A 26134-nucleotide genomic window follows, 5' to 3' on the forward strand; every position below is an offset into this window, starting at 1 on the left:
GGGCGCCGGTTCAGGCGACGGGCGGCGGCGCGTGAAACTGTTGCTGCGCGGCGGTGAGCCCGTCTGCGGCGATTTTCTCTGCGGCGTCGGCGGCATCCGCCAGCAGGTTGGGCAGCACGGTGCGTTCGGTTGAGGTGAAGTCGCGAAGAACGAAGTCGGCCGCGCTCTGGCGGCCGGGCGGGCGGCCGATGCCCACACGTATGCGGGTGAAGTCGCCGGTGCCAGCGGCCGCAATGATGTCACGAATGCCGTTGTGCCCGCCGTGCCCGCCGCCGAACTTCAGGCGAAGGGTGTCGAACGGAATGTCGAGTTCGTCGTGCACCACGATGAGGTGCGACGGCTCGACAGAGTAATACGAGAGCAGCGCCGCCGTCGGTCCGCCCGAGTTGTTCATGAAACTGTTCGGCTTGGCGAGCACGAATCGCGGGCCGCCCGGCGTCACGCGCCCGGTCGCGACGCGCGCGTTGACGCGGCCAGCGGCAGACCCGAACGATGCACGCAGTCGCCCCGCCAGCTCATCGAGCACCATCTGCCCCACATTGTGCCGGTTGCCGGCGTACTCGGCCCCGGGGTTACCGAGCCCGACTACCAGCCAGAGGTCATCAGCCACGGCGCCACTCCTTGCATTTCGAATCAGTCTGCCCCGGGCATCCGCTGCCCCACTCCACCTCGCCCGCCCTCAGCGCTGGCGAGAAGTGGCCGCAGGTTGCACAAAAGCACCTCCATCTCGCGATGAGGGTGCTTTTGCGCAACCGCCGAGGGCCGCCGGGAAGCGGCAAAGAGGCGAGAGCGGGTTACGCGGGGGTCGGCGCGTCGGTGGTCGAAGCGTCGCCGGCCGACAGGCTGTCGCCGAGGTCTTGCTCCTCGGGCACAGACACGGCCACGATGAGCTGGTCTTCGTCGCCGACGAGCACAGCGCCCTCGGGCAGCGTGATGTCTTTCGCCAGAATCTGGGTGCCGGCCTCGGCGCCTTCGATGTTCACGATGACGCGGGTCGGGATGTTCGTGGCGAGCACCTCGAGCAGCAACGTGAACGTGTCGAGGTCTGCGGTGGTACCGGAGACAGGCTCGCCCTCGACGTGCACGGTGACCTCGACCTGCACACGCTCGCCGGCGCGCACGACGATCAGGTCGAGGTGCTCGATGATCTGGCGTACGGGGTCTTTCTGAACGTCTTTCACGAGCGCCAGCTGCTGCTTGCCTTCGATGTCGAGCTCGATCAGAGCGTTCGACTTACGAATGAGCAAGAACACCTCGTGGCCCGGCAGGCTCACGTGCTGCGGTTCGGCGCCGTGACCGTAGATCACTGCGGGAATCTTGCCGGCGGCGCGCAGCTTGCGTGCCGCGCCCTTGCCGAACGAGGTGCGAGTTTCTGCAACGATTTTGTTGTCGTCAGCCATTGGTTTCTCCTGTCGCGGCCGAAACGGCACGCGTTTGTCTGTTCTCGAGCAGCAGCCCCGAAGCGATTCATGCCGAAGCGAATCGCGACGAAACAGCCGCCGAAAGATCTGGGTTAGTGTTCAACTCGAACGCGTCAGCGTGAGGAAAAGCCAGTGTGCAAAAGCTCTCTGCTTCGTCCACCGCGTCGATTACGGATGCCGGGCATCCCTCGCCGAAGTTCAGTCAATAAGTCTACACGGATGCACGCAGCCACGCGACCGCGTGTGTAAGAACCTCGGCGAACGGAGCACTCGTGTCGAGTACGACCCCGCGCTCGTCGGCCTCGAGCGGCTGAAGCGTCTCGAGCTGGGAGTCGAGCAACGCGGCCGGCATGAAGTGTTCGGGGCGGTGCTCCATGCGCGCACGCAGTTCGGCCTTGCCCGCCTCGAGCTCGAGAAAAACCGCATCGGGAGCAGAGCTGCGAAGCGTATCGCGATACACCCGCTTGAGGGCCGAACACGCGATGACGGGGCCACGCCCGGGCTGGGCGTGCAGGGCATCCCCTACCAGCACCAGCCAGGGCTGCCGATCGGTGTCGGTCAGCGGAATGCCGGCTGCCATCTTGGCTTTGTTCGCCGCGGGGTGCAGGTCATCGGCATCGATGAAGTCGACTCCGAGTGCCGCGGCGAGCGCGGTACCCACGGTCGACTTACCGGAGCCCGACACCCCCATGACGACGACAGGGGGCAGAAGCACGGGCTCAGAAGTCACCTGCCCAGCCTATCCGAGCGAGCGCTACGCCTTCAGCGAGATGAGCCACGCGTCGACACCCATCAGCGCGGCGTAGAGCACCGCGAGAATCAGGTAACCGTAGACATTGCGGCGCACGCCTGCACCGGGGTTGTGCCACCAGTCGAACACCTTGAAGATCCACGGCGCAATGAACCAACCAAGCAACTGAGTGCTGACGAAGTTGCCGATGAACAGACTGGCCCAGAACGGTAAGCCACCGAGAAACGGGTCGGTGATGAAGTAACCGAACAAGAACACGATGGGGTAGAGCACCAGCAACACGAGCAGGTTGTCTTTGAAGATGGTGGCCCGGTTCGGTCGCCCCGGCGCCCAGAAATTGAAGCCGTAGCTCGACTTGGTGACGCGCATATTCGAGTTGTACGCCTCACCCTCTTTCAAGAGCTTCGCGCGTTGGGTTGAACTCTGCCAGGCGTCGAGGTGTTCGTCGGTGTCGAAGGTGAGGATGACCGTCCAGTCTTCTTGCACACCGGGAGTAGGCCGCTCGATCTTGTGCCCCAGAAACCCGGGGTAACTCGATTCGGCCGCCGAGATCTTTCGCTGCCACGCTAGAAACGCGTCTTCACCGCCGGCGTCGACGTGACTGGTCACGATGATCGAGGCAGCCTTGTTGACCGACGAGTCTTCGGTGACGAGGTGGATGTCTTCTTGCCCGACGAAGTGGCCCTTGATCTCTTCGAGGAGGGCGGCGCGCTCGGCGCTCTGCAACCACTGGCGCGCGGCTTCGGCATTCACAAAACGCTGGATGAGAACCCAGTCGTCTTGGGTGGGCGGAGACGGCTCGATGACCTTGCGGTCGATGAACCCGGGCCAGGTGGCCATGACGGTACCGAGTCGGCGCTGCCAATCGCGGTACAGGTCGTCGCTCTCGGGTATCACCCGTCTCTCGATGATGAGCGAAACCGGGGGGCCGCCCGCAGGTGAAGCGGCGCCGCCGCCGGCCGTGGTGACCGAGGGGGCGCCGCTTTCTGACGTAGACACGAGGGCTAGACCGCCGCGAAGGTGGGCTCGACCTCGGCCGCCTTCTGGTAGGCCTTCTCGCCCATCACCCAGGTCTGGTCGACGGCACGCTCGTCGCCGACGATCATGATGCCGAAGAGCATGTTGGCCGCGTCATCGACCGTGACCGGGTCGCCGCCGTCGGCGATGAGCTGCGAGTGCCAGTCGGCACCCGCCGGCCCCTGCGTCCAGTCGAGGGCGACGAAGTCAGCCTCTTTACCGACCTCGAAACTGCCCACCTTGTCGTCGATGAACAGGCCCTCTGCCCCGCCCAGGGTGATGGAGTAGAACGCGCGGTAAGCCGAGAGCTTGTTGCGCTCAGACTCGGCGGTCGCCATTCGCGACGGGTCGATGCTGCCGTCGAGGATGGTGTTGTTGATCATGCCCACCTTGTAGGCGCCGTCGAGCACCTGCAGCATGCCGAACCGGTTGCCGCCGCCCATGTCGGTGCCGAACGAGAGACGCACCTTCTGTGCCGGGTCTTTTGCCTTGCCGAGGCGGAACAGGCCGCTGCCGAGAAACAGGTTCGAGTGCGGGCAGAACGTGACCGAGGCATCCTTATCGTGGATGCGCTTGAACTCGTCATCGCTCAGCCAGACGCCGTGACCGCCAGAGAACTTCGGGCCCACCAGGTCGTACTTCTCGTAGACGGCGAGGTAGTCGTCGCAGTCGGGGTGAAGGTCGAGCACACCGCGAATTTCGTGCGGGTTCTCTGAGATGTGGGTGTTCACCCAGGTGTCGGGGTATTCCTTCTTGAGCTGCTGGCACTTCTCCATTTGCTCAGGGCTCGAGCCGAAGGCGAAGCGGGGGGTGACGGCGTAGAGGTTGCGACCGACGTTGTGGTACTTCTCGATGAGGATCTTGCTGTTCTCGTAGAAGCTCTCAGGTGTGTCGGCGAAGTACTCGGGAGCGTTCTGGTCGATGCCGGTGAGGCCGCCGATCATGCGCATGTTGCGCCGAGTCGCCTCTTCGAACAGCTCTTCGGTACAGACCGGCGAGGTGCTGGTGAACACTTGGGCCGTGGTGGTGCCGGATGCGAGCAGGTTGTTGAAGAAACGCTTCGTGCCGGCGATGGCGTAGTCGCGGTCTGCATAGCGGGCTTCTTCGGGAAAGACCCACTTCTGCAGCCACGGCAGCAGCTGCAGGCCATAGGCGCCGAGAACGCGGGTCTGCGGGAGGTGAATGTGACCGTCGATGAAACCGGGGGTGATGATGCGGTGCTCGATGTGAGTGGTTTCAACATCGCCGTACTCTGCACTGAGTTCTGAGTAGGGGCCGAACGCGGTGATGATGCCGTCTTCAACGACCAGCAGGCCGTCTTTGACAAAACGGGCCGACGCCTCTTCGTCGCCGACATGGTTCCAGGGGTCATCGACGAAATCGAAAAAAGTTCCTCGGATGGCGTGAGTGGTCACAGATCAAATCCTTCGGTCATATTCAGTTGAAAATGGCGCGAAAACCCGCCCCATCGCCCGATCGTAGTGGCCAGATGCCCCGAGCGAATACCCCTCGTTCGGGTGCCACAGTGAAAGCCGCAGACGTGCCGCGGTCGGCCTCAGTCAACCAGTGCAGGCCCGGCGGCGCAAGGCTTTCCCGGTACGCTGAACAGGTTGGTAATCAGGAGGAAAACAATGGCTGAAACAAGCGTTGCTGCAGCAAACATCGGTGTCGTCGGGCTTGCCGTGATGGGCTCGAACCTGGCACGAAACCTTGCCAGCCGCGAAGGCAACACGGTGGCGGTGTTCAACCGCTCACCTGAACGTACGAAATTGCTCACCGACGAGCATCCTGAAGCCGGGTTCGTGGCTTCGGAGAAAATCGAAGACTTTGTGGCGTCGCTTTCGAAGCCGCGAACAGCCATCATCATGGTGCAGGCCGGCAAGGGCACCGACGCCGTGATCTCAGAGCTCGCCGAACTCTTCGAGGAGGGCGACATCATCGTCGACGGCGGCAACTCGCTGTTCACCGACACGATTCGCCGCGAAGAGGCCGTGACGGCCAAGGGCATTCACTTCGTGGGCACCGGAATCTCGGGGGGCGAGGAGGGCGCACTGAAGGGCCCGTCGATCATGCCCGGCGGGTCGAATGAGTCGTGGCAGACACTCGGGCCGATTCTGGAGTCGATTGCGGCCGTCGCCGAGGGCGAGCCGTGCGTCACCCACGTGGGCACCGGCGGTGCGGGGCACTTCGTCAAGATGATCCACAACGGCATCGAGTACGCCGACATGCAGCTCATCGCCGAGTCGTACGACCTGCTCACCAAGATCGGCGGGCTGACGCCGGCCGCCGCCGCAGACGTGTTCACCGAATGGAACTCGGGCGACCTCGAGTCGTACCTCATCGAGATCACAGCCGAGGTGCTGAAGCAGGTCGACGCGAAGACGGGCAAGCCGTTCGTCGACATCGTGCTCGACCAGGCCGGCTCGAAGGGCACCGGCGTCTGGACGGTGCAGAACGCGCTCGACCTGGGCGTGCCCGTCGGCGGAATCGCCGAGGCCGTGTTCGCTCGCGCCGTGTCGAGCCACCCCGAGCAGCGCGAAGCAGCGCAGGCCGTCATCACGTCGCGGCCGACCCCCGTGGAGGTGGGTGACTCGTTTTCAGACGACGTGAACGCCGCGCTCTACGCCTCGAAAGTGGTCGCCTACGCGCAGGGATTCGACGCGATCATCGCGGGCGCTGAGAAGTACGGCTGGGACATCAACAAGGGCAACATCGCCAAGATCTGGCGCGGTGGCTGCATCATTCGCGCTCAGTTCTTGAACCGCATCGTTGAGGCGTACGACAAGAACCCGGGGCTGAAGACGCTGCTGGCCGACCCGTACTTCGCCTCGGCTGTAGCCAACGGTGAGGCCGCCTGGCGGCGCATCGTTTCGACCGCAGCACTGTCGGGCATCCCGGTGCCCGGGTTCGGCTCGGCGCTCAGCTACTACGACTCGCTCGCCGAGAAGCGGCTGCCGGCCTCGCTCGTTCAGGCTCAGCGCGACTTCTTCGGTGCGCACACCTACAAGCGGGTCGACACCGAGGGCACGTTTCACACTCTGTGGTCGGGCGACCGCAGCGAGATCGAGACCGAGGGCAGCTCGCACTAGCGGCGGCTTGCAGAGGGCTGCGCGCCTCGGCTTGTCGTTGGCCGCGCAGCCCCGCGCACGCACAAATGAGCGCATAATTTGAGCATGAGCCTTACGAACGAAAACCAGGCGGGCAGGTCGACGAAACCTGTGGTGCTGGTCACCGGCACGTCGACCGGAATCGGCCTCGCCGTGGCCGTCACAGCCGCCATGGCCGGCTGGCAGGTCGTCGCCACGATTCGCCGCGAAGGCAGTGATGGTGAATTGCGCACGGCCGCAGACATTGCGGGGGTTTCGTCAGACATCGAGCTGCGGATGCTCGACATCACCGATGCCGAGACCTCCGCCGCTACCGTGAACGACATAGCGCAGCGCTACGGGCGTCTCGACGCCGTCGTGAACAACGCGGGCTCGGGGCACGTCGGAACGGTCGAAGACGACAGCATCGACGCCATTCGTCGGGTGATGGAAGTGAATTACTTCGGGGTGGTCAACGTCACGAAGCCCGCGATGGCGCATTTACGGGCATCCGGTGGCACCCTCGTGACCGTCTCGAGTGTGGGCGGCGTGGTGGGCCAGCCGTTCAACGAGGCGTACTGCGCGGCGAAATTCGCCGTCGAAGGCATGATGGAGAGTCTGCAGCCGGTGGCGGCCGCGGTGGGCGTGCGCGTCGTGATCGTGGAGCCGGGAGCGGTTGCGACGAGTTTCGTCGAGAATGTGGGCATTGCCGATGCGGGGGTCACGGCATCCGGAGCCTACGCCGAAGCGTTCGACCACTACATCGAGCGCACGCGGGGCGCCTTCGCGAATGCGCAGCTCGCACAGGGCGTCGCCGACGTGATTGTGGGCGCGCTACTGGCCGACGAGATTCCGTTCAGACTGCAATCGTCAGACGGCGCGACGGCGTTCGCGGGCACCAAGCTGCGCGACCTCGACGGCTCGGCTGTGACGGGCTTCACTGCTTCGTGGGTCGCCTAGCCGGCACGTCATGACCGACTACTACGACGAGCCAGAGCTCACAGGGTACGAGCCGCACGGTGAGCGGCCGCTACGAAGCGTGCGGATGCAGCGAACCATTCGCATCGTGGTGATTCTGGGCATTGTGGCGCTGGTGTTGCCGGGGATCCTGACGACGTATAGCCTGGCGCGGGCGACCGCTCAGGCGGCGTGCGCGGCTACCGTGGCGGCGTTGCCGGCCAGCCTGATGGGCACACGCGTCGGTTCGCGGGTGCAGTTCGAGGTCTTCGGGCCAGGCGGTTTGGGCTGGCAGTGTTACACCGTCGGTGCGTACGGCGGCGACCGGCAGCCGGTGGCGCCGCTGGGGCTGATTCCGACGTATCCGTCGATTCAGGCGCCGACCGACGGCAGTTAGAGGCCGAGGCGAACCTTGACCTCATGCGCTGAGGGGTTCGTCGCGCTCGAGCCGTCGGGGAAGAGCACGGTGGGTACGGTCTGGTTGCCGCCGTTCAGCGACTCGACCAGAGCGGCAGTGCCCTCGACCTCTTCGATGTTCACCTCGATGTAGGCGATGCCGTCTTTGTCGAGCTGCTTCTTGAGTCGGTTGCAGTAGCCGCACCACGATGTGGAGAACATCGTGATCGATTCGGCGGCGGGAACAAAGTCTGTGGTCAAAGTCATGCTTGCCTCAACCAGCAGAGCCGGCCGAATATTTCGGGCTACGTTTCTTGAGCGTTTCTACGCGTCGCCGTCGAACATCGAGGTGACCGAACCGTCGTCGAAGACCTCGTGAATGGCGCGGGCAAGCAGCGGGGCGATGGGCAGAATCGTCAGCGAAGGAAAGCGCTTCGCTTCGGGAATCGGCAGCGTGTCGGTGACGACGACCGAGTCGATGAAGTCTGACTGCAGAATCTCCGTCGCCGGGTCAGAGAACACCGCGTGCGTCGCCGCCACGATGACACCCTTCGCTCCCGCGTTCTTCAGAGCTTCGGATGCCGCGACAATGGTTCGCCCGGTGTCGATGAGGTCATCGACGAGCAAACACCACCGCCCGCTCACGTCACCCACGATCTCGTGCGCGGTGACCTGGTTCGGCACCAGCGGATCACGGCGCTTGTGGATGATCGCCAGCGGTGTGCCGAGCTTGTCGCTCCACACGTCAGCCACGCGAACGCGGCCCATGTCAGGCGAAACCACGGTCACTTCGGCCATGTCGTAGGTCTTTCGCATGTGCTCCATGAGCACCGGCATCGCGAAGAGGTGGTCGACGGGGCCATCGAAGAAACCCTGAATCTGCGGGGCGTGCAGATCGACCGACATGATGCGGTTGGCGCCCGCTGCCTTGAACAGGTCTGCCACGAGGCGAGCCGAGATGGGCTCGCGACCGCGGTGCTTCTTGTCTTGCCGGGCGTAGGGGTAGAACGGCGCCACGACGGTGATTCGTTTCGCCGAGGCGCGCTTCAGGGCATCCACCATGATGAGCTGCTCCATGAGCCACTCGTTGATGGGCGTGGAGTGCGACTGAATGACGAAAACATCACTGCCGCGAACACTGTCGTCGAACCGAACGTAAAGCTCACCGTTGGCGAAAGTGTGGCTGGTCGAACCGATGAGCGTGGTGTCGAGCTCTGCCGCAATGGCTTCAGCCAGTTCAGGATGCGCGCGACCGGTTGCCAGAACCAGATGCTTTTCGCCGTTAGAGGTGATCTCAGACACTTATTCTCCGGTTTGTTCTGTTGAATTTTGCTCGAGCGAACGGCGCGCAGCCGCATCGGCAGCACTGCCGGCGCGGTGGGTCGCTACCCACCCTTCGAGATTGCGCTGTGGAGCGACATTCATGGCCAGCGAGCCCGGCGGTACATTCTTGCGAACCACAGTGCCGGCACCGCTGTATGCTCCGTCACCAATTGTAACCGGGGCGACGAAGACGTTGTGCGAGCCCAGCTTCACGTTCGAGCCGATCTCGGTCTCGCTCTTGGTGACGCCGTTGTAGTTCGCGAAAATAGAGCCGGCGCCGATGTTCGAGTCGACCCCGATGTGCGCGTCGCCCACATACGAGAGGTGCGGCACCTTGCTGCCCTCGCCGATCTGCGCGTTCTTCGTCTCGACGAAGGTGCCGATCTTGCCGTTCGCGCCGAGAATGGTGTTCGGCCGCAGGTAGGCGAACGGGCCGACGGATGCGCCGGCGCCGATGACGCTCAACGTCGCGTCGGTGCGCTTCACGGTTGCACCCTCGCCCACTTCGCAGTCGACGAGAGTGGTGTCGGGGCCCACGATGGCGCCGCGCGCCACCACGGTCGCCCCGCGAATCTGGGTTCCCGGCAGCAGCGTGACGTCGGGCTCGAAACTCGCCTTGAGATCGATCCAGGTGCTCGCCGGGTCTTCGACTGTCACACCCGCCAACTGCCAGCCCCGGATGATCAGGGCATTCAGCTTGGCGGCCGCCTCGCTCAACTGAGCGCGATCGTTGATGCCGGCCACGAGCCACGACTCGGCCACCGGAAGCACCGTCACCTCAGAGCCGGCGCGGCGCAGCAGCTCGATGATGTCGGTGAGGTATTTCTCGCCCTGTGCATTGTGCAGCGTGAGCTGCGGCAGCAGGTCGCGAAGCTCTGAGACGCCGAACAGGTAGACGCCCGCGTTGATCTCGGCGATGGCAAGCTCGCTGTCGGTGGCGTCTTTGTGTTCGACGATGCGGTCGACCCGGCCGTTGGTGTCGGTGGCAGCGCCGGCGCTGGTTTCGGGCGCAGCGCGCACGATGCGGCCGTAGCCCGACGGGTCATCGAGAAAGGCCGAGAGCAGGGTGGCGGATGCCCGGCCACGACGATGCTCGTTGACGAGGCCTGCGAGGGTCTGAACATCCAGCATCGGGGTGTCGCCGTTGATGACCAGAACATCGCCGTCGAAATCGGCTGGCAGCGCTGCGAGGGCCTGCTCTACTGCGCGACCCGTACCCGGCGTCTCGTCTTGGTCGACGACCACGCCGTTCGGTAGCTCGTCGGTGATGACGGCGACCAGGGCATCGCGCTCGTGCCGCACAACGGCGACCGTGTAGGCCGCGTCAAGTTCGCGGGCCGTCGCGAGCACGTGGCTGACAATGGGGATTCCGGCGAGCGTGTGGAGGAGTTTCGGGGTTTCGCTTTTCATTCGCGTTCCCTGGCCTGCCGCCAAGATGATGATCGCGAGATTGGCGTCGGTCACAAAACTCTCCTTGTTTCTTGTGTGCGCCGCCTCTTGTGGTGCGCTCCGCCTCCAGGATTCGAACCTAGTCCTAACAGCTCCAAAGGCTGTCGTGCTGCCGTTACACCAAGGCGGAATGCACAGGGGCTGGCCCGCGTGCAGTAAACAAGTCTGCCAGAGCTTCGAGGGTGCTGCGCACGGGTTTGAGCATCTGTGCGAAGAAATCCTACGAAAAGCCCCGGATAATGAGTAGATGCCCGACACCGAATCCGCTGACTCCGTCGACCAGATCGTCGATGCGTGGGAACGCGAGCGGCCCGATCTCGACTTCGCGCCGCTTCAAGTGCTGTCGCGCGTGTGGCGGCTGTCGCGTCACCTCGACCGGGCCAGACGCAATTCGTTCTCGACGAGTGACCTCGATTCGTGGGAGTTCGACGTTCTTTCTGCGCTTCGGCGCGCCGGTGCTCCGTACCAATTGAGCCCGAAGACGCTGCTGGAGCAGACCCTTGTGTCGTCGGGAACGATGACGAACCGCATCGACCGGCTCGTGGCGCGGGGGCTCGTAGAACGGCGCACCGACCCGCACGATGGGCGGGGCATCCTCGTCACCATGACGGCCGACGGGGTGGCGCGCACCGATGCGGCCATCTCCGAGCTCGTCACCTCTGAGGCCGCGCTGCTCTCGAGCCTCACCAAGCCCGATCAAGAGCGCCTCGCCGTGCTGTTGCGCAAACTCAGCCGCGACTTCGGCTGATCAGGCCAGAAGTTCAGAGAGTTCGAGCCAGCGAACTTCGAGATCGCTGAGAATGTTCTGAGTGGAGTCGAGTTCGGCCGAGAGCTCGCCGAGGCCGGCGTAATCGCTCTGGTCGTGGGCGGCCATGCGATTGTGAATGCCGGTGACCTGGGTGCCGTATTTCTCGAGACGGCGGTTGACCGAGGCGAGTTCTTTCTGCGCCGAGCGTAGTTCTGCGCCGCCCAACTTCGGTGCTGCCGGTGCGGTTGCGTTGCTGCCCGCGGCGCCTCCGGCCGCTCCCGTTCCGCCCGCTCCGGCTCCGCCTCCAGCTCCGGATGCCGCGCCCGCCGTCGACGGGTTCGCCCCGACGCTGCTCGACCCACGTACCGCATCGCGTTGTTGCAGCGCTCGCACCTCGAGGTATTGGTCGACCCCTCGTGGCAAGTGGATCAATCCACCCTCGATCACCGCATATTGGTTGTCGGTGACACGTTCGAGCAGGTACCGGTCGTGCGAGACCACGAGCAGAGTGCCCGGGAAGGTGTCGAGCAGGTCTTCGATGGCCGCGAGCATGTCGGTGTCGAGATCGTTCGTGGGTTCGTCGAGAATCAAGACGTTCGGTTCGCTAAGCAGAATGAGCAACAGCTGAAGGCGCCGCTTCTGGCCGCCCGACAGGTCTTTCACGGGGGTGGAGAGTTGCGCACTCGAGAACCCCACTCGTTCGAGCAGCTGGCTGGGCGTCATTTCTTTGCCCCCGCTGACATAGGTGCTGCGCTGCCGCCCGATGACCTCGCTCACCCGGTCGTTCAGAATCTCATCGAGTTCGAACAGCTGCTGGGTGAGAGTCGCGACCTTGATGGTCTTGCCGCGTTTGACCCGGCCGCTCGTGGGTTGCAACGAGCCCGAGACCAGGCTGAGCAACGTGCTCTTGCCGACCCCGTTCACGCCGAGAATTCCGGTGCGCTCGCCCGGCGCGATGCGCCAGGTGATGTCGTGCAGAACCTTCTTCTCGCCGGCGGCGCCGGTGTAGACGACCGACACGTTCTCGAGATCGACCACGTCTTTGCCGAGGCGCTGCATGGCCATCGATGCCAGCGAGATGGAATTTCGAGCCGGCGGTTCGTTTTCGATCAGAGCGTTCGCCGCCTCGATGCGAAACTTCGGCTTGGCGGTTCGAGCGGGCGCGCCGCGGCGTAGCCAAGCGAGCTCTTTCTTCATGAGGTTCTGACGTTTCGACTCCATGGTTGCTGCCATGGTGTCGCGCTCGACGCGCTGCAGAATGTACGCCGCGTAGCCGCCTTCGAACGGCTCGACGATCTGGTCGTGCACCTCCCACGTGGCGGTGCAGATCTCGTCGAGAAACCACCTGTCGTGTGTCACCACCACGAGGCCGCCGGCGTTGGTCGACCAGCGCTTCTTCAGATGCCCGGCGAGCCAGGCGATTCCCTCCACATCGAGGTGGTTGGTGGGTTCGTCGAGAAAGATGATGTCGTGGTCGCCGATGAGCAGCGCCGCGAGCGCAACGCGCCGCCGCTGGCCACCCGAAAGGTCGGCGACCTTCGCCTCCCACGGAATGTCTGAGACCAGCCCCGCGATCACATCGCGAACGATGGGGTCGCCGGCCCAGACATGCTCGTCGAGGTCGCCCACCACGGTTTGACCGACGGAGAGCGAACCGTCGAGCACATCAGACTGGTCGAGCACCGCGAGAGTAACACCGTTACGGCGGGTCACCCGGCCCGAGTCGGGTTCGAGGCGCCCCGAGAGCAGCTGCAACAGGGTCGACTTGCCGTCGCCGTTGCGGCCCACGATGCCGATACGGTCGCCCTCGTTGATGCCCAGCGTGATGTTATCGAAAATAACGCGGGTCGGAAATTCGAGGTGGAGAGACTCGGCTCCCAGTAAATGTGCCATTACTCAAGTTGACCACACCCGCGAGCAGGCAGACTCCCGCGGGCTGCTGTCTTGTGCACAATTCGTTATCCACAGGGGCGAGCAGGAGGGGCTGTAACGTGGGCGGGTGACGAGAACCAGTATCAGTGAGTTGATCACCGCGAAGATGACGACGACACCCGATTTTCCTGAGCCGGGCATCCTGTTTCGAGACCTGACCGCGGTGATGGCCGATGGCCCGACGCTTCGAGCGGTGACGGATGCTCTGCTCGACGAGATTCCGGCTGATGTCGATGCCGTTGTGGGCGTCGAGGCTCGCGGATTTCTCTTCGCCGCAGCCGCTGCAGTGGTTCGTGGCATTGGGGTGTTTCCCGTGCGCAAACAGGGCAAGCTGCCGGGCGACGTGCTAGCGGAGACGTACGATCTCGAATACGGCACGGCCACCATCGAACTGCAGCCGAACGCGCTAGCCGCCGGATCGCGTGTGTACGTGCTCGACGATGTGCTCGCCACCGGCGGAACGATGGCGGCGGCCATCCGGCTGCTCGAGCGTGCCGGTTACATCGTGGCGGGCGTCGGCGTGGCGATCGAGTTGACCGCGCTGAACGGACGCGCGACGCTTTCGGGTTACCCCATCAACGCGCTGCTCACCATCGACTGACAGTCGTCAATCGCCGATGACGCGGGCACCGTGCACGGGCCCGGTGGCCCGAACCACGGTGTAGCGGGCGGCGCTCAGAGCGATCTGCAGCTCGAGGGCACCATCGAGGTCGGCCGCGAGGAACGCGACCGTGGGGCCCGAACCCGAGACGATTCCGGCGAGCGCGCCGTTCGCCTCGCCGATCTCGAGCACGGTTGCCAGGGCGGGCGCGAGGTGCAGCGCCGGAGCCTGCAGGTCGTTGTGCAGCGACTCGGCCAGCATGTGGGGGTCGCCTGCGCGGAGGGCCTGCAGAACATCCGCGTCGACCGACGGCTGCGTCTGGGCGGGAAAGATGTCTTGTGCGTGACGGTCGCGGTGCCGGTCGAGTTCGCGGTAAACCTCGGGGGTGCTGGAGCCGAAATCGGCGATGGCGAGCACCCACTGAAACTGGCCCTTTGCCAATGCTGGGCTCAGTTGGTCGCCGCGGCCGGTGCCGATGGCTGTTCCGCCAGTGAAGGCGAACGGCACGTCAGCACCGAGGCGGCCGGCGAGAATGAGCAGTTCTTCGCGGCCGAGTTCGGTCTGCCAGAGGGTGTCGCAGGCCAGCAGGGTGGCCGCGGCATCCGCTGACCCACCGCCCATTCCGCCGGCGATGGGCACGTTCTTGACGATTTCGAGGTGCACGCCGCCGCGGTAACCCGCCTTGTGCGCGATCATGCGCGCGGCTCGAATGGCGAGGTTCGAGCCGTCGGTCACGAGGGTGCTCGTGTCGATAGATCCGGTGAACGAGACAGAGAAGTCATCGGCCTGAAAGGCGCGAACTTCTTCGTAGAGCGAAACGGCCTGGTAGGCGGTGGCTACGTCGTGGTAGCCGTCTTCCATGACGGCGCCCACTTTGAGAAACACGTTGATCTTGCCCGGGGCCCTGACATGAACCGTTCGGAGACCCGTGTTCACTGTCATGCATTTAACCTAGCCCAGGGCGGAGCTCGTCACTTGCGCTGGTTGCCGTCTGCTAAGTGGCTGGATGCTCGGGCCTGGCATTCACTCGAGGCCGACTCTCACTCGTGCCCGGCGTTCACTCGAGGCGGGTGGCCTCTTGAGCGATGGCGAGAAAGTCGTGCACGGTGAGCTGCTCGCCGCGAACCGTCGGCTCAAGGCCCGCCGACGCGATAACCTCGGCTGCTGTTCGTGAGTCGCCGAACACGCTCGAGAGCGACTGCCGCAACATCTTGCGGCGCTGCTGAAACGCTGCGTCGACCAGTTCGAACGTGGCGATTCGCAGCTCTTCGCTCGCCAGGCTCGTCGCCGAACGCTCGAACGCCACGAGTATCGAATCGACGTTCGGCACCGGCCAGAACACCTGGCGGCTCACCGTTCCGGCGGTGCGCCAGTCGCCATACCAGGCGGCTTTCACGCTCGGGCTGCCGTAGACCTTCGACCCGGGAGGGGCCGCGATGCGGTGCCCGACCTCGGCCTGTACCATCACCACGCCCGACAAGATGCTCCAGAAGTGCTCTAAGAAATGCAGCAGCACGGGAACCGAGATGTTGTACGGCAGGTTCGCCACAAGGCGGGTGGGAGCGCCGGGCAGAGACATGATGCGCATGGCGTCGTCGCGGATGACCGTGAGCCGAGCATCCGGTTGCAGCAACCCGATGGTGTGCGGTAGTTGCTCGGCGAGGCGCTTGTCGATCTCGACGGCGATGACCTCGGCCCCGCGTTCGAGGATGCCCAGGGTGAGCGACCCGAGACCGGGGCCGATTTCGACCACCGTCTCGCCGGGCTGCACCCCCGCGATACGCACGATGCGGCGCACCGAGTTGCCGTCGATGACGAAGTTCTGGCCGAGCTTCTTGGTGGGCGTGAGGTTCAGCAGTTCGGCGAGGTCGCGCACCTCGGCCGGGCCGAGAAGCTGGCCGCGCTCGGCAGGCTGGGGTGCCGACGCGCGGTCGGTGGCAGGATGCTCGGGCATCAGTCGTTCCACTCGTCGGGCAGAACCACGGGTTCGGCGTTCCACGAGCCGTAGACCAGCTCGGTGTTCGACGAAATCTGGGCGGCCAGCATCGACACGTCGGTGCCCAGATGGTCGGCCATCGCTCGAAGCGTGTAAGGAATGAGATAGGGCGCGTTGGGGCGGCCCCGGTGCGGAACCGGCGTGAGGAAGGGCGCGTCGGTCTCCACCAGCAGCAGATTGCGCGGAGCCACCTCGAGGGCTTCACGCAGGTTTCCGGCGTTCTTGAACGTCACGTTGCCGGCGAACGACATGTACCAACCGTTGTCGGCGCAGATCTGCGCGAGCTCAGCGTCGCCCGAGAAGCAGTGAAAAACGGTTCGCTCGGGTGCACCGACCCGCTTCAGGGTGGCGATGACCTCGGCGTGCGCATCACGATCGTGAATCTGCATGGCGAGATTGTTCTCTTTTGCGATCTCGATGTGCGCCTCGAACGAGCGGTACTGAGCCGCGATCGCTTCGTCACCGCTCGTTCGGAAGAAATCGAGGCCCGTCTCGCCGATGGCGGCCACACGCGGCCTGGTGGCGAGTTCGGCGATCACCGCGAGGGCGTCGTCGAGGCCGCCGGCCACGTCGTACCCGGGAGCCTCGTTGGGGTGCAGGGCGACGGCGGCGAGCATCCGCGGCTCACGCAGGGCTTGTTCGGCCGACCAGCGCGAGGTTTCGACATCGCCGCCGACCTGCACGACACCGCGTACGCCGACACTGGATGCCCTGTCGAGGTGTTCGCGGTAGGTCAGCGGGTCATCGCCGTCTGCGATTTCTAAATGGGTGTGATTGTCGTACACCGGAACGACGAGAGCTTGCGGCAGCGGCGGGTAGCTGAGGTCTCGGCCGGGCGAGGGCTCGCGCTGACGGATGTACGGCGAGCCTTCAGTCATGCTTCGAGCCTAGCGATGGGTTCTCGTTCACCCCCGTCACGACGCGAGCCCTTACGACGCGTCGGGGGCGACAGCGTGCACGGCTGGCGCCTTCGTTGCAGCGTCGCGCGACTCGGGGCCGCGGTTCGAATCGGCTGCGGCCGGAGTACTCGGCGCGGATGCCGCCGGAGTACCCGGCGCGGGAGCAGGCGCAGGCGCATCTGGCGCGCTCTGGCTGCCGGGGCCGTCGCCGCCCTCAATGGTCTCGATGCGCGGGAAGAGCGGCTCGAGCGGCCACACCTTGCCGTCGGTCTCCCAGTGGTAGGCCGTGCGCAGCGCGACATCGGTGATGTCGCCGACGCCGCCCAGGGCAGTCCAGAGTTTTGCCGCGGCATCGGGAACCACCGGCGACAGCAGCACGGCGAGTGTGCCGAGACCGCGAATCGCCGTGAACAGTACCGTCTTGAGACGGTCTTGGAGCTCGGGCTTCTTGGCGAGCGCCCAGGGCTCTTGCGCGGTGATGTAGCCGTTGAGTTCGTCGACCAGCTCCCAAATCGACGAGAGAGCCTCGTGAATCGCCAAACGTGAGATGGCCTCGTCGGCGTCGTCGACTACTCGACGCTCGACGGTACGCACGCGCTCATCGGCGCCTTCAGAGATTCCTGGGTCGGGAATCTCGCCGTCGAAGTAGCGGTTCACCATGGCGATGACGCGTGAAGCCAGGTTGCCGAAACCGTTGGCGAGTTCGGCCTGGTAGCGGGCCGACAGGTCTTCCCAGCTGAACGAGCCGTCTTGGCCGAAGTTGATGGCGCTCATGAAGTAATACCGAAACGCGTCAGAACCGAACGTGTCAGTGATCTGGTTCGGTGCAATACCCGTGAGCTTCGACTTCGACATCTTCTCACCGCCCACGAGCAGCCAGCCGTGGCCGAACACCTGCTTGGGAACATCGAGGCCAGCAGCCATCAGCATGGCCGGCCAGATCACCGCGTGAAAACGGGCGATGTCTTTGCCGACGATGTGGGTCGCCGGCCAGAGCTTCTCGAACTTCTCGTCGTCGTAGCCGTAGCCGGCCGCGGTGATGTAGTTCAGCAGAGCATCGAACCAGACGTAGACGACGTGCGTGTCATCCCACGGCACCTTGATGCCCCAGTCGAAGGTCTGGCGACTGATCGAGAGGTCGGTGAGGCCTTGCTTCACAAAGCTGACGATCTCGTTGCGCACACTCTCAGGCTGAATGAACGTGGGGTTCGCTTCGTACAGGTCGAGCAGTGGCTGCGTGAAGTCGCTCATGCGAAAGAAGTAGTTGCGCTCTTGCAGCAGTTCGACGGGCTTCGAGTGGATGGCGCAGACCTGCTGCCCTTCGTACTGCCCGGTGCCGTCGACCAGGTCACTCGGCTGCTTGTACTCTTCGCAGCCCACACAGTAGAAGCCCTCGTACTCGCCGGTGTAGATGTAGCCGGCGTCGAAGAGCCGCTGCAGAAACAGTTGCACGTTGACCTCGTGCCGTTCGTCGGTCGTTCTGATGAAGTCGTCGTTCGAGATGTTGATGGTCTTCAAGAGCGGCTGCCAGGCTGTTTCGACCAGGCGGTCGGCCCACTCTTTGGGCGAAACACCGTTAGCGGTGGCGGTACGCAGAATCTTCTGGCCGTGCTCGTCTGTTCCGGTGAGAAACCAGGTGGGGTCGCCGGCCTGACGGTGCCAGCGCGCAAGAACGTCGGCCGCCACCTCGGTGTAGGCGTGGCCGATGTGGGGCACGTCATTCACATAGAAAATGGGCGTGGTGATATAGAACGAAGAGCCGTCAGACATAACGATCATCCTAAAGCCGCCCGCCCACCCGCGGCGCCCTGTTACGCATGGCTGTGCACTGCTTCCGGCGAACGCCCCCTGTGGAGAAGTGGCGCGGCGCGGGCTCGCCGCGAGCGCGGGGTGGCAGCTCCGAACCCAGACCGGGGTGTCAGCGGGCGCGGGGCGGGCGGGATGGCAGGGCGGCCTCATAGAGGTCGCGCTTGCTGAGGCCCGTGGCGTCGGCGATGGCCGCGGTGGCGTCTTTGAGCCGCGTGCCGTCGGCCACGAGTTCGAGCACCTGCTCGACGCCCGTTGCGAGGGTGACCTCGAGTGCCGCCGCGCCCGCCACCACGAGTACGATTTCGCCCTTCACGCCGGCCTCGGCCCAGGGTACGAGCGAGGCCGCTCCCCCGCGTTTGACCTCTTCGTAGAGTTTTGTCAGCTCGCGGCAGACGGCGACGTACCTGTCGTTCCCCAGGGCCGTGGCGATGTCGGCGAGCGAAGCGGCGAGGCGGTTGGGCGATTCGAAGAACACCATTGTGCGGCGTTCGCGAACCAGATCGGCGAGCGCCGCCAGCCGCTCACCCTGCTTGCGCGGCAGAAAACCCTCGAACGTGAAACGGTCTGTGGGCAGACCCGAAATGGCGAGCGCCGAAACGACGGCAGACGGGCCCGGGATGATCGTGACATCCACCCCGCCCGCCACCGCAGCCTGCACCAGGTGAAACCCGGGGTCAGAGACCGTGGGCATGCCTGCGTCGCTGAGCACGACGAGGTCGGTGGTGCGGGCGAGTTCCACCAGCTCGGCAGCTTTCTCGCGCTCATTGTGGTCGTGCAATGCGACCAGCCGCGGGCGGTTCTCAACGCCGAGGGCACGCAACAGCTTGGCGGTGACCCGGGTGTCTTCAGCGGCCACAAGTTCGGCCGCTTCGAGGGTTTCGATGAGGCGCACCGATGCATCCTTGAGGTTGCCGATGGGGGTGGCGGCGAGGATGATCATCAGCCCAGTCTGCCCGAAGCAGGGCACTGGCGGGTCTGAAGCGGAGCACTGGCTGGTCGAGCCCTTCACAGATATGCCGATGGCGAGAGTTTGCACAGGATGCCGTGCTGCCCAGCAGGCAACAAGCCGCGTTCTAATAGCATGGGGCGGGTGAGCCCAGCGACCGACTCAGAACCGCCCGTGCCGGCGCCTGACAGCAATGACCCCAGCGCCCCGCGCGTGAGTGCGGCCGTGGCCGTATTGGGCCGAAACCGGCTGCCGTGGAGCCCCGACGACGACGAGGTGCGCGACACCCGAGAGACGTCGCGACCGGGGTCGACCTCTTGGCCGGCCCGTGACTCTTGGCCTGCCGATGACGCCGAAGCAGGCTCCGCCGATTGGTCAGCTGAAGCCGCACCCTCCCGTGAGCCGCTCGGCAGCCGCCTCGACGAGTGGTGGGCTCGCCTGCTCTACACGCCCGGCCGGCAGCGACTCTGGCGCTGGGGCGGCCCCATCGCGGTGACTCTGCTCGCCGCCGTGCTGCGGCTCTACGACCTCGGCAATCCGCACAGCCTCGTGTTCGACGAGACGTTCTACGTAAAAGACGCCTGGAGCCTGCTGCACCTGGGCTACGAGGGCAGCTGGCCTTCGGGGGCAGACCCCGCGTTCGCCGCGGGCAACGTCAATGACTTCACGAACGTCGGTTCGTATGTTGTGCATCCACCGCTCGGCAAGTGGATCATCGCGCTCGGCGAGGCGGCAGCCGGCGGCGCTCAGAACAGCTTCGGCTGGCGCATTTCGGTGGCCGTGTGCGGCATTCTGGCCGTTCTGCTCATTGCGATGATCGGCACCAAGCTTTTCAAGTCGACACTGCTCGGCACCATCGCGGGCTTCTTGATGGCCATCGACGGCCACGCCATCGTAATGAGCCGGGTGGGCATTCTCGACGGCATTCTGATGCTGTTCTTGCTGCTGGGGTTCGGCGCGATTCTGCTCGACCGCGAGTGGCATCTGAAACGGTTGGCCGCCTGGGTCGCCCAACGCGAGAAAGACGGTAGTGAACCCGCCTGGGGTCCGGCGATGTGGTGGCGCCCCTGGCTGATGGTGGCCGCGGTCGCCTTCGGGCTCGCCAGCGCCGTGAAATGGTCTGGCCTGTACTTTCTCGTGGCCTTCGTGCTCTACACGGTGCTGGTGGATGCTCTGGCCCGCCGCCGCGCCGGGTTGCCGTTCTGGATCAGCGCTGCCGTGCTCAAGCAGGGCCTCGTAACGGTGGTCTTGACGGTTCCGCTGTATCTGGCCAGCTACCTCGTCACTTGGGTCGGCTGGTTCACCACGAACGGTGGCTACTACCGGCACTGGGCCGAGACCGACGGCAAACCGTGGACGGGCGCGTTAGCGTGGGTTCCGCTGGTGTGGCAGAACTTCTGGCATTTCGAAGTGTCGGTGTACAACTTCAACGTCAACGAGCACGACCCGCACCCGTACGCCGCGAACCCGCTGACCTGGCTGTTCATGATTCGGCCGACCCAGATGTACGTGGGCACGACCACTGGCGGCACAGGCGGCTGCGGAGACCAGACCTGCTACTCGAACATCACCTCGGTGGGCAACGCCGCCATCTGGTGGGCGGCGACGGCGGCCATCTTCTACCTGGTGTATCGCCTGATTCGCAAGCGCGAATGGCAGGTGGGGCTCATTTTGATGGGCATGGTCGCGGGGTACCTGCCCTGGCTGCTGTACATCAATCGCACCATTTTTCAGTTCTACACAATCGCGTTCGAGCCCTACATGATTCTCGGGTTGACGTTCGTGATAGGCCTGGCCCTCGGCCGGCGAACCGACAAGCGCCGAAAACGCACGAGAGCTCTGTGGATCGTGGCGGCCTACCTCGTGCTCGCCTCACTCGTTACCGTGTTCTTTTACCCGGTGTGGACGGCCCAGCCCATACCCGGCTGGCTCTTGACGCTGCACTACTGGCTGCCTTCGTGGCGGTAGCCAAGCGCGCACCATGGCTGGCCGGGGTCGCAGTTGCCGGTGCGGCCGCCCTGATCGCCTTCGGCCTGCACCTGTTGGTGCCGGCCATCCCGCTGCTCACCGCAGCGGTCGGGCTCGGCATGGTGGTCGGCCAGATTCCCGCGACCCAGCGCCTTCTCGACACGGTACTGAAACCCGGCATCGCCGTTTCGGCCCGCAGACTACTGCGTATCGGCATCGTGCTACTGGGCCTGAAACTCTCGCTGTTCGACATCGCCGGGCTCGGCTGGGCCACCATCGGCGTCATCGTGCTGATCGTGGGAATCACTTTCGCCGCGACCCTCGGCTTCGGCAAACTGCTGCGACTGCCCGGCACCCAGCCCATTCTCATCGCTGCCGGCTTCTCCATCTGCGGGGCCTCCGCGGTGGGCGCGATGAGCGCCGTCACACGCAGCAAGGACGAAGACCAGGCGACGCCCATCGCCCTCGTGACGCTCTGCGGCACTCTCGCCATCTTCATTTTGCCGGTGCTCCGCCTACCGCTCGGCCTCGACCCCGAACAGTTCGGGCTCTGGGTGGGTCTCAGCGTGCACGATGTGGGCCAAGTGGTGGCCACTGCTCAGATCGCCGGCCCCGCCGCACTCGCTGTGGCCGTGGTGGTCAAGCTCACCCGCGTGCTCACCCTCGCTCCGATGGTCGCCATTGTTGGTCTGGTCGAACGCGGGCGCGACGCGCGGGCCGATCGGGATGCACTAGCCCTCGACCCCGCAGCGAAACCGGTCGAGCGCCCCAAACGACCGCCCATCGTTCCGTTGTTCATCGCGGGGTTCTTGGCGGCCGTCGTGATCCGAACGTTCGTGCCGATCTCGGCCGATGTGCTCTCGGTTGCCGACACGCTGCAGACCGCGTTACTGGGCATGGCGTTGTTCGCTCTCGGCTCGAACATCCGCTTCGCCAAACTCGCCCGCACCGGCTGGCGCGCGCTGATCGTCGGCCTCACGTCGTGGGCGCTCATCGCCGGCCTGTCGCTCGGCGCGGTGGCCGTGCTCACCTGACCGGCCGAGACGTCACCCGCCGACTCACACGGTCGTCGCTGCGCTGACGCCAGACGGGCCAGACCGCGACCGCGCCAGACGGGCCAGACTGCCCGAGACTTACCCGCCGATCGGCGCCGACGACTCCTCGCGCGCCACATACGCGGCGACCAGCTCGCGCTTCAGCACCTTGCCCGAAGGCCCGAGCGGCAGCGCCTCGACGATTTCGATCTGCCGCGGATACTTGTACGCCGCAACGTCTTCGCGCACAAACTCGAGCAGCTCATCCACCGTCACCGTGGCGCCCGACGCCAGCACGACCGATGCCACGATCTCTTGCCCGTGCGTCTCGTGCGGCACCCCGTACACCGCCACCATGGCGACCCCTGGATGCCCGGCCAGCACCTCTTCGACCTCACGCGGGTACACGTTGTAGCCGTTCCGCAAGATCATGTCTTTCGTGCGGTCGACAATAGTCAGGTAGCCGTCTTCGTCTTTACGGCCGAGGTCACCGGTTCGAAACCAGCCGTCGACAATCGCCTTCGCCGTGTCTTCTGGCCGGTTGTGGTACCCGTTCATCAGGTTGTGCCCCCGAATCACCAGCTCGCCCAGCTCCCCCACCGGCAGTAGTTCGATGCGATCGGCCACCTCGGTGTTCGCGATCTCCACGTCGACGCCCCAAATGGGCGTGCCGATGGTACCCGCGCGCGGCGGCACACCGACCATGTTGAACGTGGCGACCGGCGAGGTCTCGGTGAGGCCGTACCCTTCGTGAATCTCGGTTTTGTACACCTCTCGAAACCGCTCGATGACGGCGACCGGCAGCGCGGCACCGCCTGAAATGCCGTACCGCAACGGTGGCCGCTCTGCGGTGCGGCTCGCTGCATCTAGCAGCGCGAAGTACATCGTGGGCACCCCCATGAAAATGGTGCACTGCTGCTCGTTCATCACCTGCAACGCGGCGTCGCCTGTGAACTTCGGCACCATCACCACCGTGGCGCCCGCCCGGAAAGCGGTGTTCATGGTGCAGGTCTGCCCGAAGGTATGAAAGAGCGGCAAAGCGCCAAGCACGCGGTCGCCCGCCTTCATGTCGAACGTCGTCAACAGCGATACGTTCACTTGCTCCACAAGCGCGAAGTGTGAACCTTCAGCGCCCTTGGGCGTGCCGGTTGTACCGCTGGTGTAGAGAATCGTCGCCGTGTCGAACGGGCCGCGCTGTACGTAGGTTTCGATGGGTACGGATGCTCGGGCCTCGTCTTCGAGCCGAGCCGGCAGCTCGGGGTTGGCCTCGGGCAGCAGCACACTGAGTACCGGCACACCGGCGAGCGCAGCGCCCTTGGCGCCCTCGGCCAGCAGTGGAGCCGCACAGACCAGCAGTTCGGCGCCACTGTCGCGCAGAACGTAGTCGATCTCTTTGCCCTTCAGCAGCGCATGAATCGGCACCACCACCCCGCCAAGCGCGAGAATCGCGTAATACACCCGGGGAAAGTCGGCCACGTTCGGAATGAGCATGGCAACCGGAGTGCCCTCTTTCACGCCGCGATCGCGCAGCGCGCCGGCATACTGGCGGGTCTGCTGCCAGAGCTCGGCATAGGTCGTCTCGGTGTCGCCCACCACAAGTGCGACATTCTCGGGGGTTCTGAGGGCTGACTCAACCAAGATCGAGGCAACAGAAACAGTGGCAAAACCAGTACTCATCGGGCACTCTTTTCGGTCGACGTTGACGTGCTCGTAGTTTAGCTTCGCCAGCCCCGAAGCAGCTGGGCATTGACACAGTCGCGGGCGCACCAGTTTGCTCCGGTAGCGTTGAACCATGGCAGATCGCGAATACGGCTTCAGAACTCGGGCAATCCACGCAGGCAACATTCCTGACGAGGTGACCGGCGCCCGCGCGCTGCCCATCTACCAGACCTCGGCCTTCGTCTTCGACGACACGGCCGACGCTGCCGCACGTTTCGCTCTTCAGAAGTACGGCAACATCTACAGCAGGCTGGCGAACCCCACGGTCGCTTCGTTCGAAGAGCGCGTCGCCAGCCTCGAGGGCGGTCTGGGCGGGGTGGCCACGGCCTCTGGTCTGGCCGCGCAGTACATCACGTTCGCCTCGCTGGTGGGCGCGGGCGACCACATCGTGTCGTCGGCCAACCTTTATGGCGGTTCGATCACTCAGCTCGACGTGACGCTGCGCCGGTTCGGGGTCGACACCACGTTCATCCAAAGCTCTGACCCTGCCGACTATGCCGCGGCCATCACCGACAAGACGAAGCTCATCTTCGCCGAGACCGTGGCGAACCCCTCAGGCGAGATCGCTGACATCGAAGGTCTCGCAGACGTTGCTCACGCACACGGCCTGCCGCTCATCATCGACTCGACCATCGCCACGCCCTACTTGAACCGTCCCATCGAGTGGGGCGCCGACGTGGTCATTCACTCGGCGACGAAGTTCTTGGGCGGCCACGGCACCACGCTCGGCGGAATCGTGATCGAGAGCGGCCGCTTCGATTGGCACAGCGAGAAGTTTCCGCTCTTCGGTCAGCCCGTGCCGAGTTACGGCGGCCTGCAGTGGTCGGGCAACTTCGGAGAATACGCGTTTCTCACCCGGCTTCGCGCCGAACAACTCCGCGACATCGGCCCCTCGCTCGCCCCGCACTCGGCATTCTTGCTCGCTCAGGGCGTCGAGACGCTGCCGTTTCGCATGCAGGCGCACGTCGACAACGCACGAATCGTGGCCGAGTGGCTCGACGCTGATCCGCGCATCGAGTTCGTCAACTGGGCTGGGTTGCCCGGGCATCCACACTACGAACGCGGCCTGAAGTACCTGCCGAAGGGGCCCGGTTCGGTGTTCAGCTTCGGCGTCAAGGGCGGTCGGGATGCAGGGCGAACCTTCATCGATTCGGTCGATCTGGCAAGCCACCTCGCCAACATCGGCGATGCCAAGACCTTGCTCATTCACCCCGCCTCGACCACTCACGCTCAGCTGGCCGAACAGCAACTGCTTGCCGCCGGAGTTCTGCCGGGCGTGGTGCGCATCTCGGTGGGAATAGAAGACCCCGAAGACATCGTTTACGACTTAGACCAGGCTTTGACGAAGGCAACGGAGGGTAAGTGATGTCACTCACCGAAGAAGCGATCAGCACAGCGGCGGGGAGCACTGCACCAACCGCTACGGCGCCAACCGCTGAAGAGACCATCACCGCGCAGTTTGCGAACGGTCTTACGTGCGATGTTCCGTCGAGCTCGCCGCTCGCGAAGCTGCTGAAGTCGCGGCGCACCTGGGTGGGCCCCTCGGCCAAAGATCGCCTGAAGATCTTGCGACAGGCGAAGTCGATCGCCATCGTGGGCGCCTCGCCCAACCCGGCTCGCTCGAGCTACTTCGTGGGCACCTACCTGCTGCAATCGAGCAACTACCGGGTGTACTTCGTGAACCCCAATGCCGATGAGATTCTGGGGCAGAAGGCGTACCCCGACCTGGCCTCGCTGCCCGAAGTGCCCGACATCGTCGACGTCTTTCGTAAGGCGAGCGACATTCCCGCCGTGATCGACGACGTGCTCGCCGTCGGCGCCAAAACGGTGTGGGTGCAACTGGGCATCTGGAACCAAGACGCGGCACTCTACGGCGAGAGCAAAGGCCTCACCGTGGTGATGGATCGCTGCATCAAAGTGGAGCACGCGCGTTTTCACGGCGGTCTGCACCTGCTGGGCTTTGACACCGGCCAGATCTCGGCGCGCAAGACGCTGCGCTGAGTAGCTTCAGGGGTTTGGCCGCAGCCGGGCGGCAGTCGCAGCACGCTGCGCCCTCCGCCGCGCCTCGGCTGCAGCCCGCGC

The 26134-nt window shown here is 64.7% G+C and carries 24 protein-coding genes and 1 tRNA gene; 9 read left to right on the plus strand and 16 right to left on the minus strand.

The features are described 5' to 3' along the window. Positions 1–10: 10 nt before the first annotated feature. The 5 genes from pth to guaD form a co-directional block, all read right to left on the minus strand. Positions 11–610 carry an aminoacyl-tRNA hydrolase gene (pth, locus tag IEX24_RS10865; protein ID WP_188677999.1) on the minus strand — a complete coding sequence of 200 codons (600 nt, stop codon included), beginning with the start codon at positions 608–610 and terminating at the stop codon, positions 11–13. 184 nt (positions 611–794) lie between these two features. Beyond that, positions 795–1400: a 50S ribosomal protein L25/general stress protein Ctc gene (locus IEX24_RS10870; protein WP_188678001.1), complete on the minus strand. Its 606-nt coding sequence runs from the start codon at positions 1398–1400 to the stop codon at positions 795–797. A 232-nt stretch (positions 1401–1632) separates the two neighbouring features. Further along, entirely contained in the window at positions 1633–2151 is a 519-nt protein-coding gene (locus tag IEX24_RS10875; protein ID WP_229715239.1) for a gluconokinase, read from the minus strand. Positions 2152–2175: 24 nt separating this feature from the next. Then, complete coding sequence (locus tag IEX24_RS10880; RefSeq protein ID WP_188678004.1) at positions 2176–3171, minus strand: antibiotic biosynthesis monooxygenase; 996 nt, start codon at positions 3169–3171, stop codon at positions 2176–2178. 5 nt (positions 3172–3176) lie between these two features. Then, complete coding sequence (gene guaD / locus IEX24_RS10885) at positions 3177–4604, minus strand: guanine deaminase (RefSeq protein WP_188678007.1); 1428 nt, start codon at positions 4602–4604, stop codon at positions 3177–3179. Positions 4605–4820: 216 nt separating this feature from the next. Here guaD and gnd point away from each other — a divergent pair, with 216 nt between their 5' ends. The 3 genes from gnd to IEX24_RS10900 all read left to right on the plus strand — a co-directional run bounded on the left by gnd (position 4821) and on the right by IEX24_RS10900 (position 7629). Beyond that, the gene (gene gnd / locus IEX24_RS10890; protein ID WP_188678010.1) at positions 4821–6278 is read left to right on the plus strand and encodes an NADP-dependent phosphogluconate dehydrogenase; all 1458 of its coding nucleotides are present in this window, start codon (positions 4821–4823) and stop codon (positions 6276–6278) included. Positions 6279–6362: 84 nt separating this feature from the next. Continuing rightward, on the plus strand, positions 6363–7235 hold the full coding sequence (locus IEX24_RS10895; RefSeq protein ID WP_188678012.1) for an SDR family NAD(P)-dependent oxidoreductase: 873 nt from the start codon (positions 6363–6365) through the stop codon (positions 7233–7235). A gap of 10 nt (positions 7236–7245) precedes the next feature. After that, positions 7246–7629: a hypothetical protein gene (locus IEX24_RS10900; protein WP_188678016.1), complete on the plus strand. Its 384-nt coding sequence runs from the start codon at positions 7246–7248 to the stop codon at positions 7627–7629. Here the strand turns inward: IEX24_RS10900 and IEX24_RS10905 are convergent. The 4 genes from IEX24_RS10905 to IEX24_RS10920 form a co-directional block, all read right to left on the minus strand. Next, complete coding sequence (locus IEX24_RS10905) at positions 7626–7895, minus strand: mycoredoxin (protein WP_188678018.1); 270 nt, start codon at positions 7893–7895, stop codon at positions 7626–7628. The two genes, IEX24_RS10900 and IEX24_RS10905, sit on opposite strands and share 4 nt — an antisense overlap. Positions 7896–7952: 57 nt before the next feature. Then, entirely contained in the window at positions 7953–8930 is a 978-nt protein-coding gene (locus IEX24_RS10910) for a ribose-phosphate diphosphokinase (RefSeq protein WP_188678021.1), read from the minus strand. Then, positions 8931–10415 (minus strand): bifunctional UDP-N-acetylglucosamine diphosphorylase/glucosamine-1-phosphate N-acetyltransferase GlmU, encoded by a 1485-nt coding sequence (gene glmU, locus IEX24_RS10915; protein ID WP_188678023.1) that lies wholly within the window; start codon positions 10413–10415, stop codon positions 8931–8933. A 43-nt stretch (positions 10416–10458) separates the two neighbouring features. Beyond that, positions 10459–10530 (minus strand) — tRNA-Gln (locus tag IEX24_RS10920). 117 nt (positions 10531–10647) lie between these two features. Here IEX24_RS10920 and IEX24_RS10925 point away from each other — a divergent pair. After that, on the plus strand, positions 10648–11148 hold the full coding sequence (locus tag IEX24_RS10925) for a MarR family winged helix-turn-helix transcriptional regulator (protein WP_188678026.1): 501 nt from the start codon (positions 10648–10650) through the stop codon (positions 11146–11148). Here the strand turns inward: IEX24_RS10925 and IEX24_RS10930 are convergent, their stop codons facing one another. Continuing rightward, complete coding sequence (locus IEX24_RS10930) at positions 11149–13041, minus strand: ABC-F family ATP-binding cassette domain-containing protein (protein WP_188678028.1); 1893 nt, start codon at positions 13039–13041, stop codon at positions 11149–11151. Between the two features lie 106 nt (positions 13042–13147). Here IEX24_RS10930 and IEX24_RS10935 point away from each other — a divergent pair, with 106 nt between their 5' ends. After that, the gene (locus tag IEX24_RS10935) at positions 13148–13681 is read left to right on the plus strand and encodes an adenine phosphoribosyltransferase (RefSeq protein WP_268236246.1); all 534 of its coding nucleotides are present in this window, start codon (positions 13148–13150) and stop codon (positions 13679–13681) included. A 6-nt stretch (positions 13682–13687) separates the two neighbouring features. Here the strand turns inward: IEX24_RS10935 and IEX24_RS10940 are convergent, their stop codons facing one another. The 5 genes from IEX24_RS10940 to rsmI all read right to left on the minus strand — a co-directional run bounded on the left by IEX24_RS10940 (position 13688) and on the right by rsmI (position 19325). Continuing rightward, the gene (locus tag IEX24_RS10940) at positions 13688–14623 is read right to left on the minus strand and encodes a 4-(cytidine 5'-diphospho)-2-C-methyl-D-erythritol kinase (protein ID WP_188678031.1); all 936 of its coding nucleotides are present in this window, start codon (positions 14621–14623) and stop codon (positions 13688–13690) included. A gap of 115 nt (positions 14624–14738) precedes the next feature. Beyond that, positions 14739–15635, minus strand: coding sequence for a 16S rRNA (adenine(1518)-N(6)/adenine(1519)-N(6))-dimethyltransferase RsmA (rsmA, locus tag IEX24_RS10945; protein WP_188678259.1), 897 nt, complete (start codon positions 15633–15635; stop codon positions 14739–14741). Beyond that, positions 15635–16555 carry a TatD family hydrolase gene (locus IEX24_RS10950; RefSeq protein WP_188678034.1) on the minus strand — a complete coding sequence of 307 codons (921 nt, stop codon included), beginning with the start codon at positions 16553–16555 and terminating at the stop codon, positions 15635–15637. Before IEX24_RS10950 ends, rsmA begins: the two co-directional genes overlap by 1 nt. Positions 16556–16606: 51 nt before the next feature. Further along, positions 16607–18346 carry a methionine--tRNA ligase gene (metG, locus tag IEX24_RS10955; protein WP_188678036.1) on the minus strand — a complete coding sequence of 580 codons (1740 nt, stop codon included), beginning with the start codon at positions 18344–18346 and terminating at the stop codon, positions 16607–16609. A gap of 148 nt (positions 18347–18494) precedes the next feature. Then, positions 18495–19325 carry a 16S rRNA (cytidine(1402)-2'-O)-methyltransferase gene (rsmI, locus tag IEX24_RS10960; RefSeq protein WP_188678038.1) on the minus strand — a complete coding sequence of 277 codons (831 nt, stop codon included), beginning with the start codon at positions 19323–19325 and terminating at the stop codon, positions 18495–18497. Positions 19326–19475: 150 nt separating this feature from the next. Between rsmI and IEX24_RS10965 the strand changes: the two genes are divergently transcribed. Both IEX24_RS10965 and IEX24_RS10970 read left to right on the plus strand, forming a co-directional pair. Next, positions 19476–21299, plus strand: a complete 1824-nt coding sequence (locus IEX24_RS10965; RefSeq protein WP_229715240.1) for a dolichyl-phosphate-mannose--protein mannosyltransferase — start codon at positions 19476–19478, stop codon at positions 21297–21299. Further along, positions 21290–22333 (plus strand): YeiH family protein, encoded by a 1044-nt coding sequence (locus IEX24_RS10970; RefSeq protein ID WP_188678053.1) that lies wholly within the window; start codon positions 21290–21292, stop codon positions 22331–22333. The genes IEX24_RS10965 and IEX24_RS10970 overlap by 10 nt, the downstream gene beginning before the upstream one ends. Before the next feature lie 99 nt (positions 22334–22432). On the opposite strand, the gene IEX24_RS10975 is transcribed toward IEX24_RS10970, so the two are convergent. Continuing rightward, entirely contained in the window at positions 22433–24010 is a 1578-nt protein-coding gene (locus tag IEX24_RS10975) for a long-chain-fatty-acid--CoA ligase (RefSeq protein WP_188678055.1), read from the minus strand. A gap of 115 nt (positions 24011–24125) precedes the next feature. Here IEX24_RS10975 and IEX24_RS10980 point away from each other — a divergent pair, with 115 nt between their 5' ends. Next, positions 24126–25418 carry an O-acetylhomoserine aminocarboxypropyltransferase/cysteine synthase family protein gene (locus IEX24_RS10980; protein WP_188678057.1) on the plus strand — a complete coding sequence of 431 codons (1293 nt, stop codon included), beginning with the start codon at positions 24126–24128 and terminating at the stop codon, positions 25416–25418. 143 nt (positions 25419–25561) lie between these two features. Next, the gene (locus tag IEX24_RS10985; RefSeq protein ID WP_372435707.1) at positions 25562–26053 is read left to right on the plus strand and encodes a CoA-binding protein; all 492 of its coding nucleotides are present in this window, start codon (positions 25562–25564) and stop codon (positions 26051–26053) included. Positions 26054–26134 lie beyond the last annotated feature (81 nt).

The organism is Subtercola lobariae (genome assembly GCF_014640255.1).
Classification (GTDB): domain Bacteria; phylum Actinomycetota; class Actinomycetes; order Actinomycetales; family Microbacteriaceae; genus Subtercola; species Subtercola lobariae.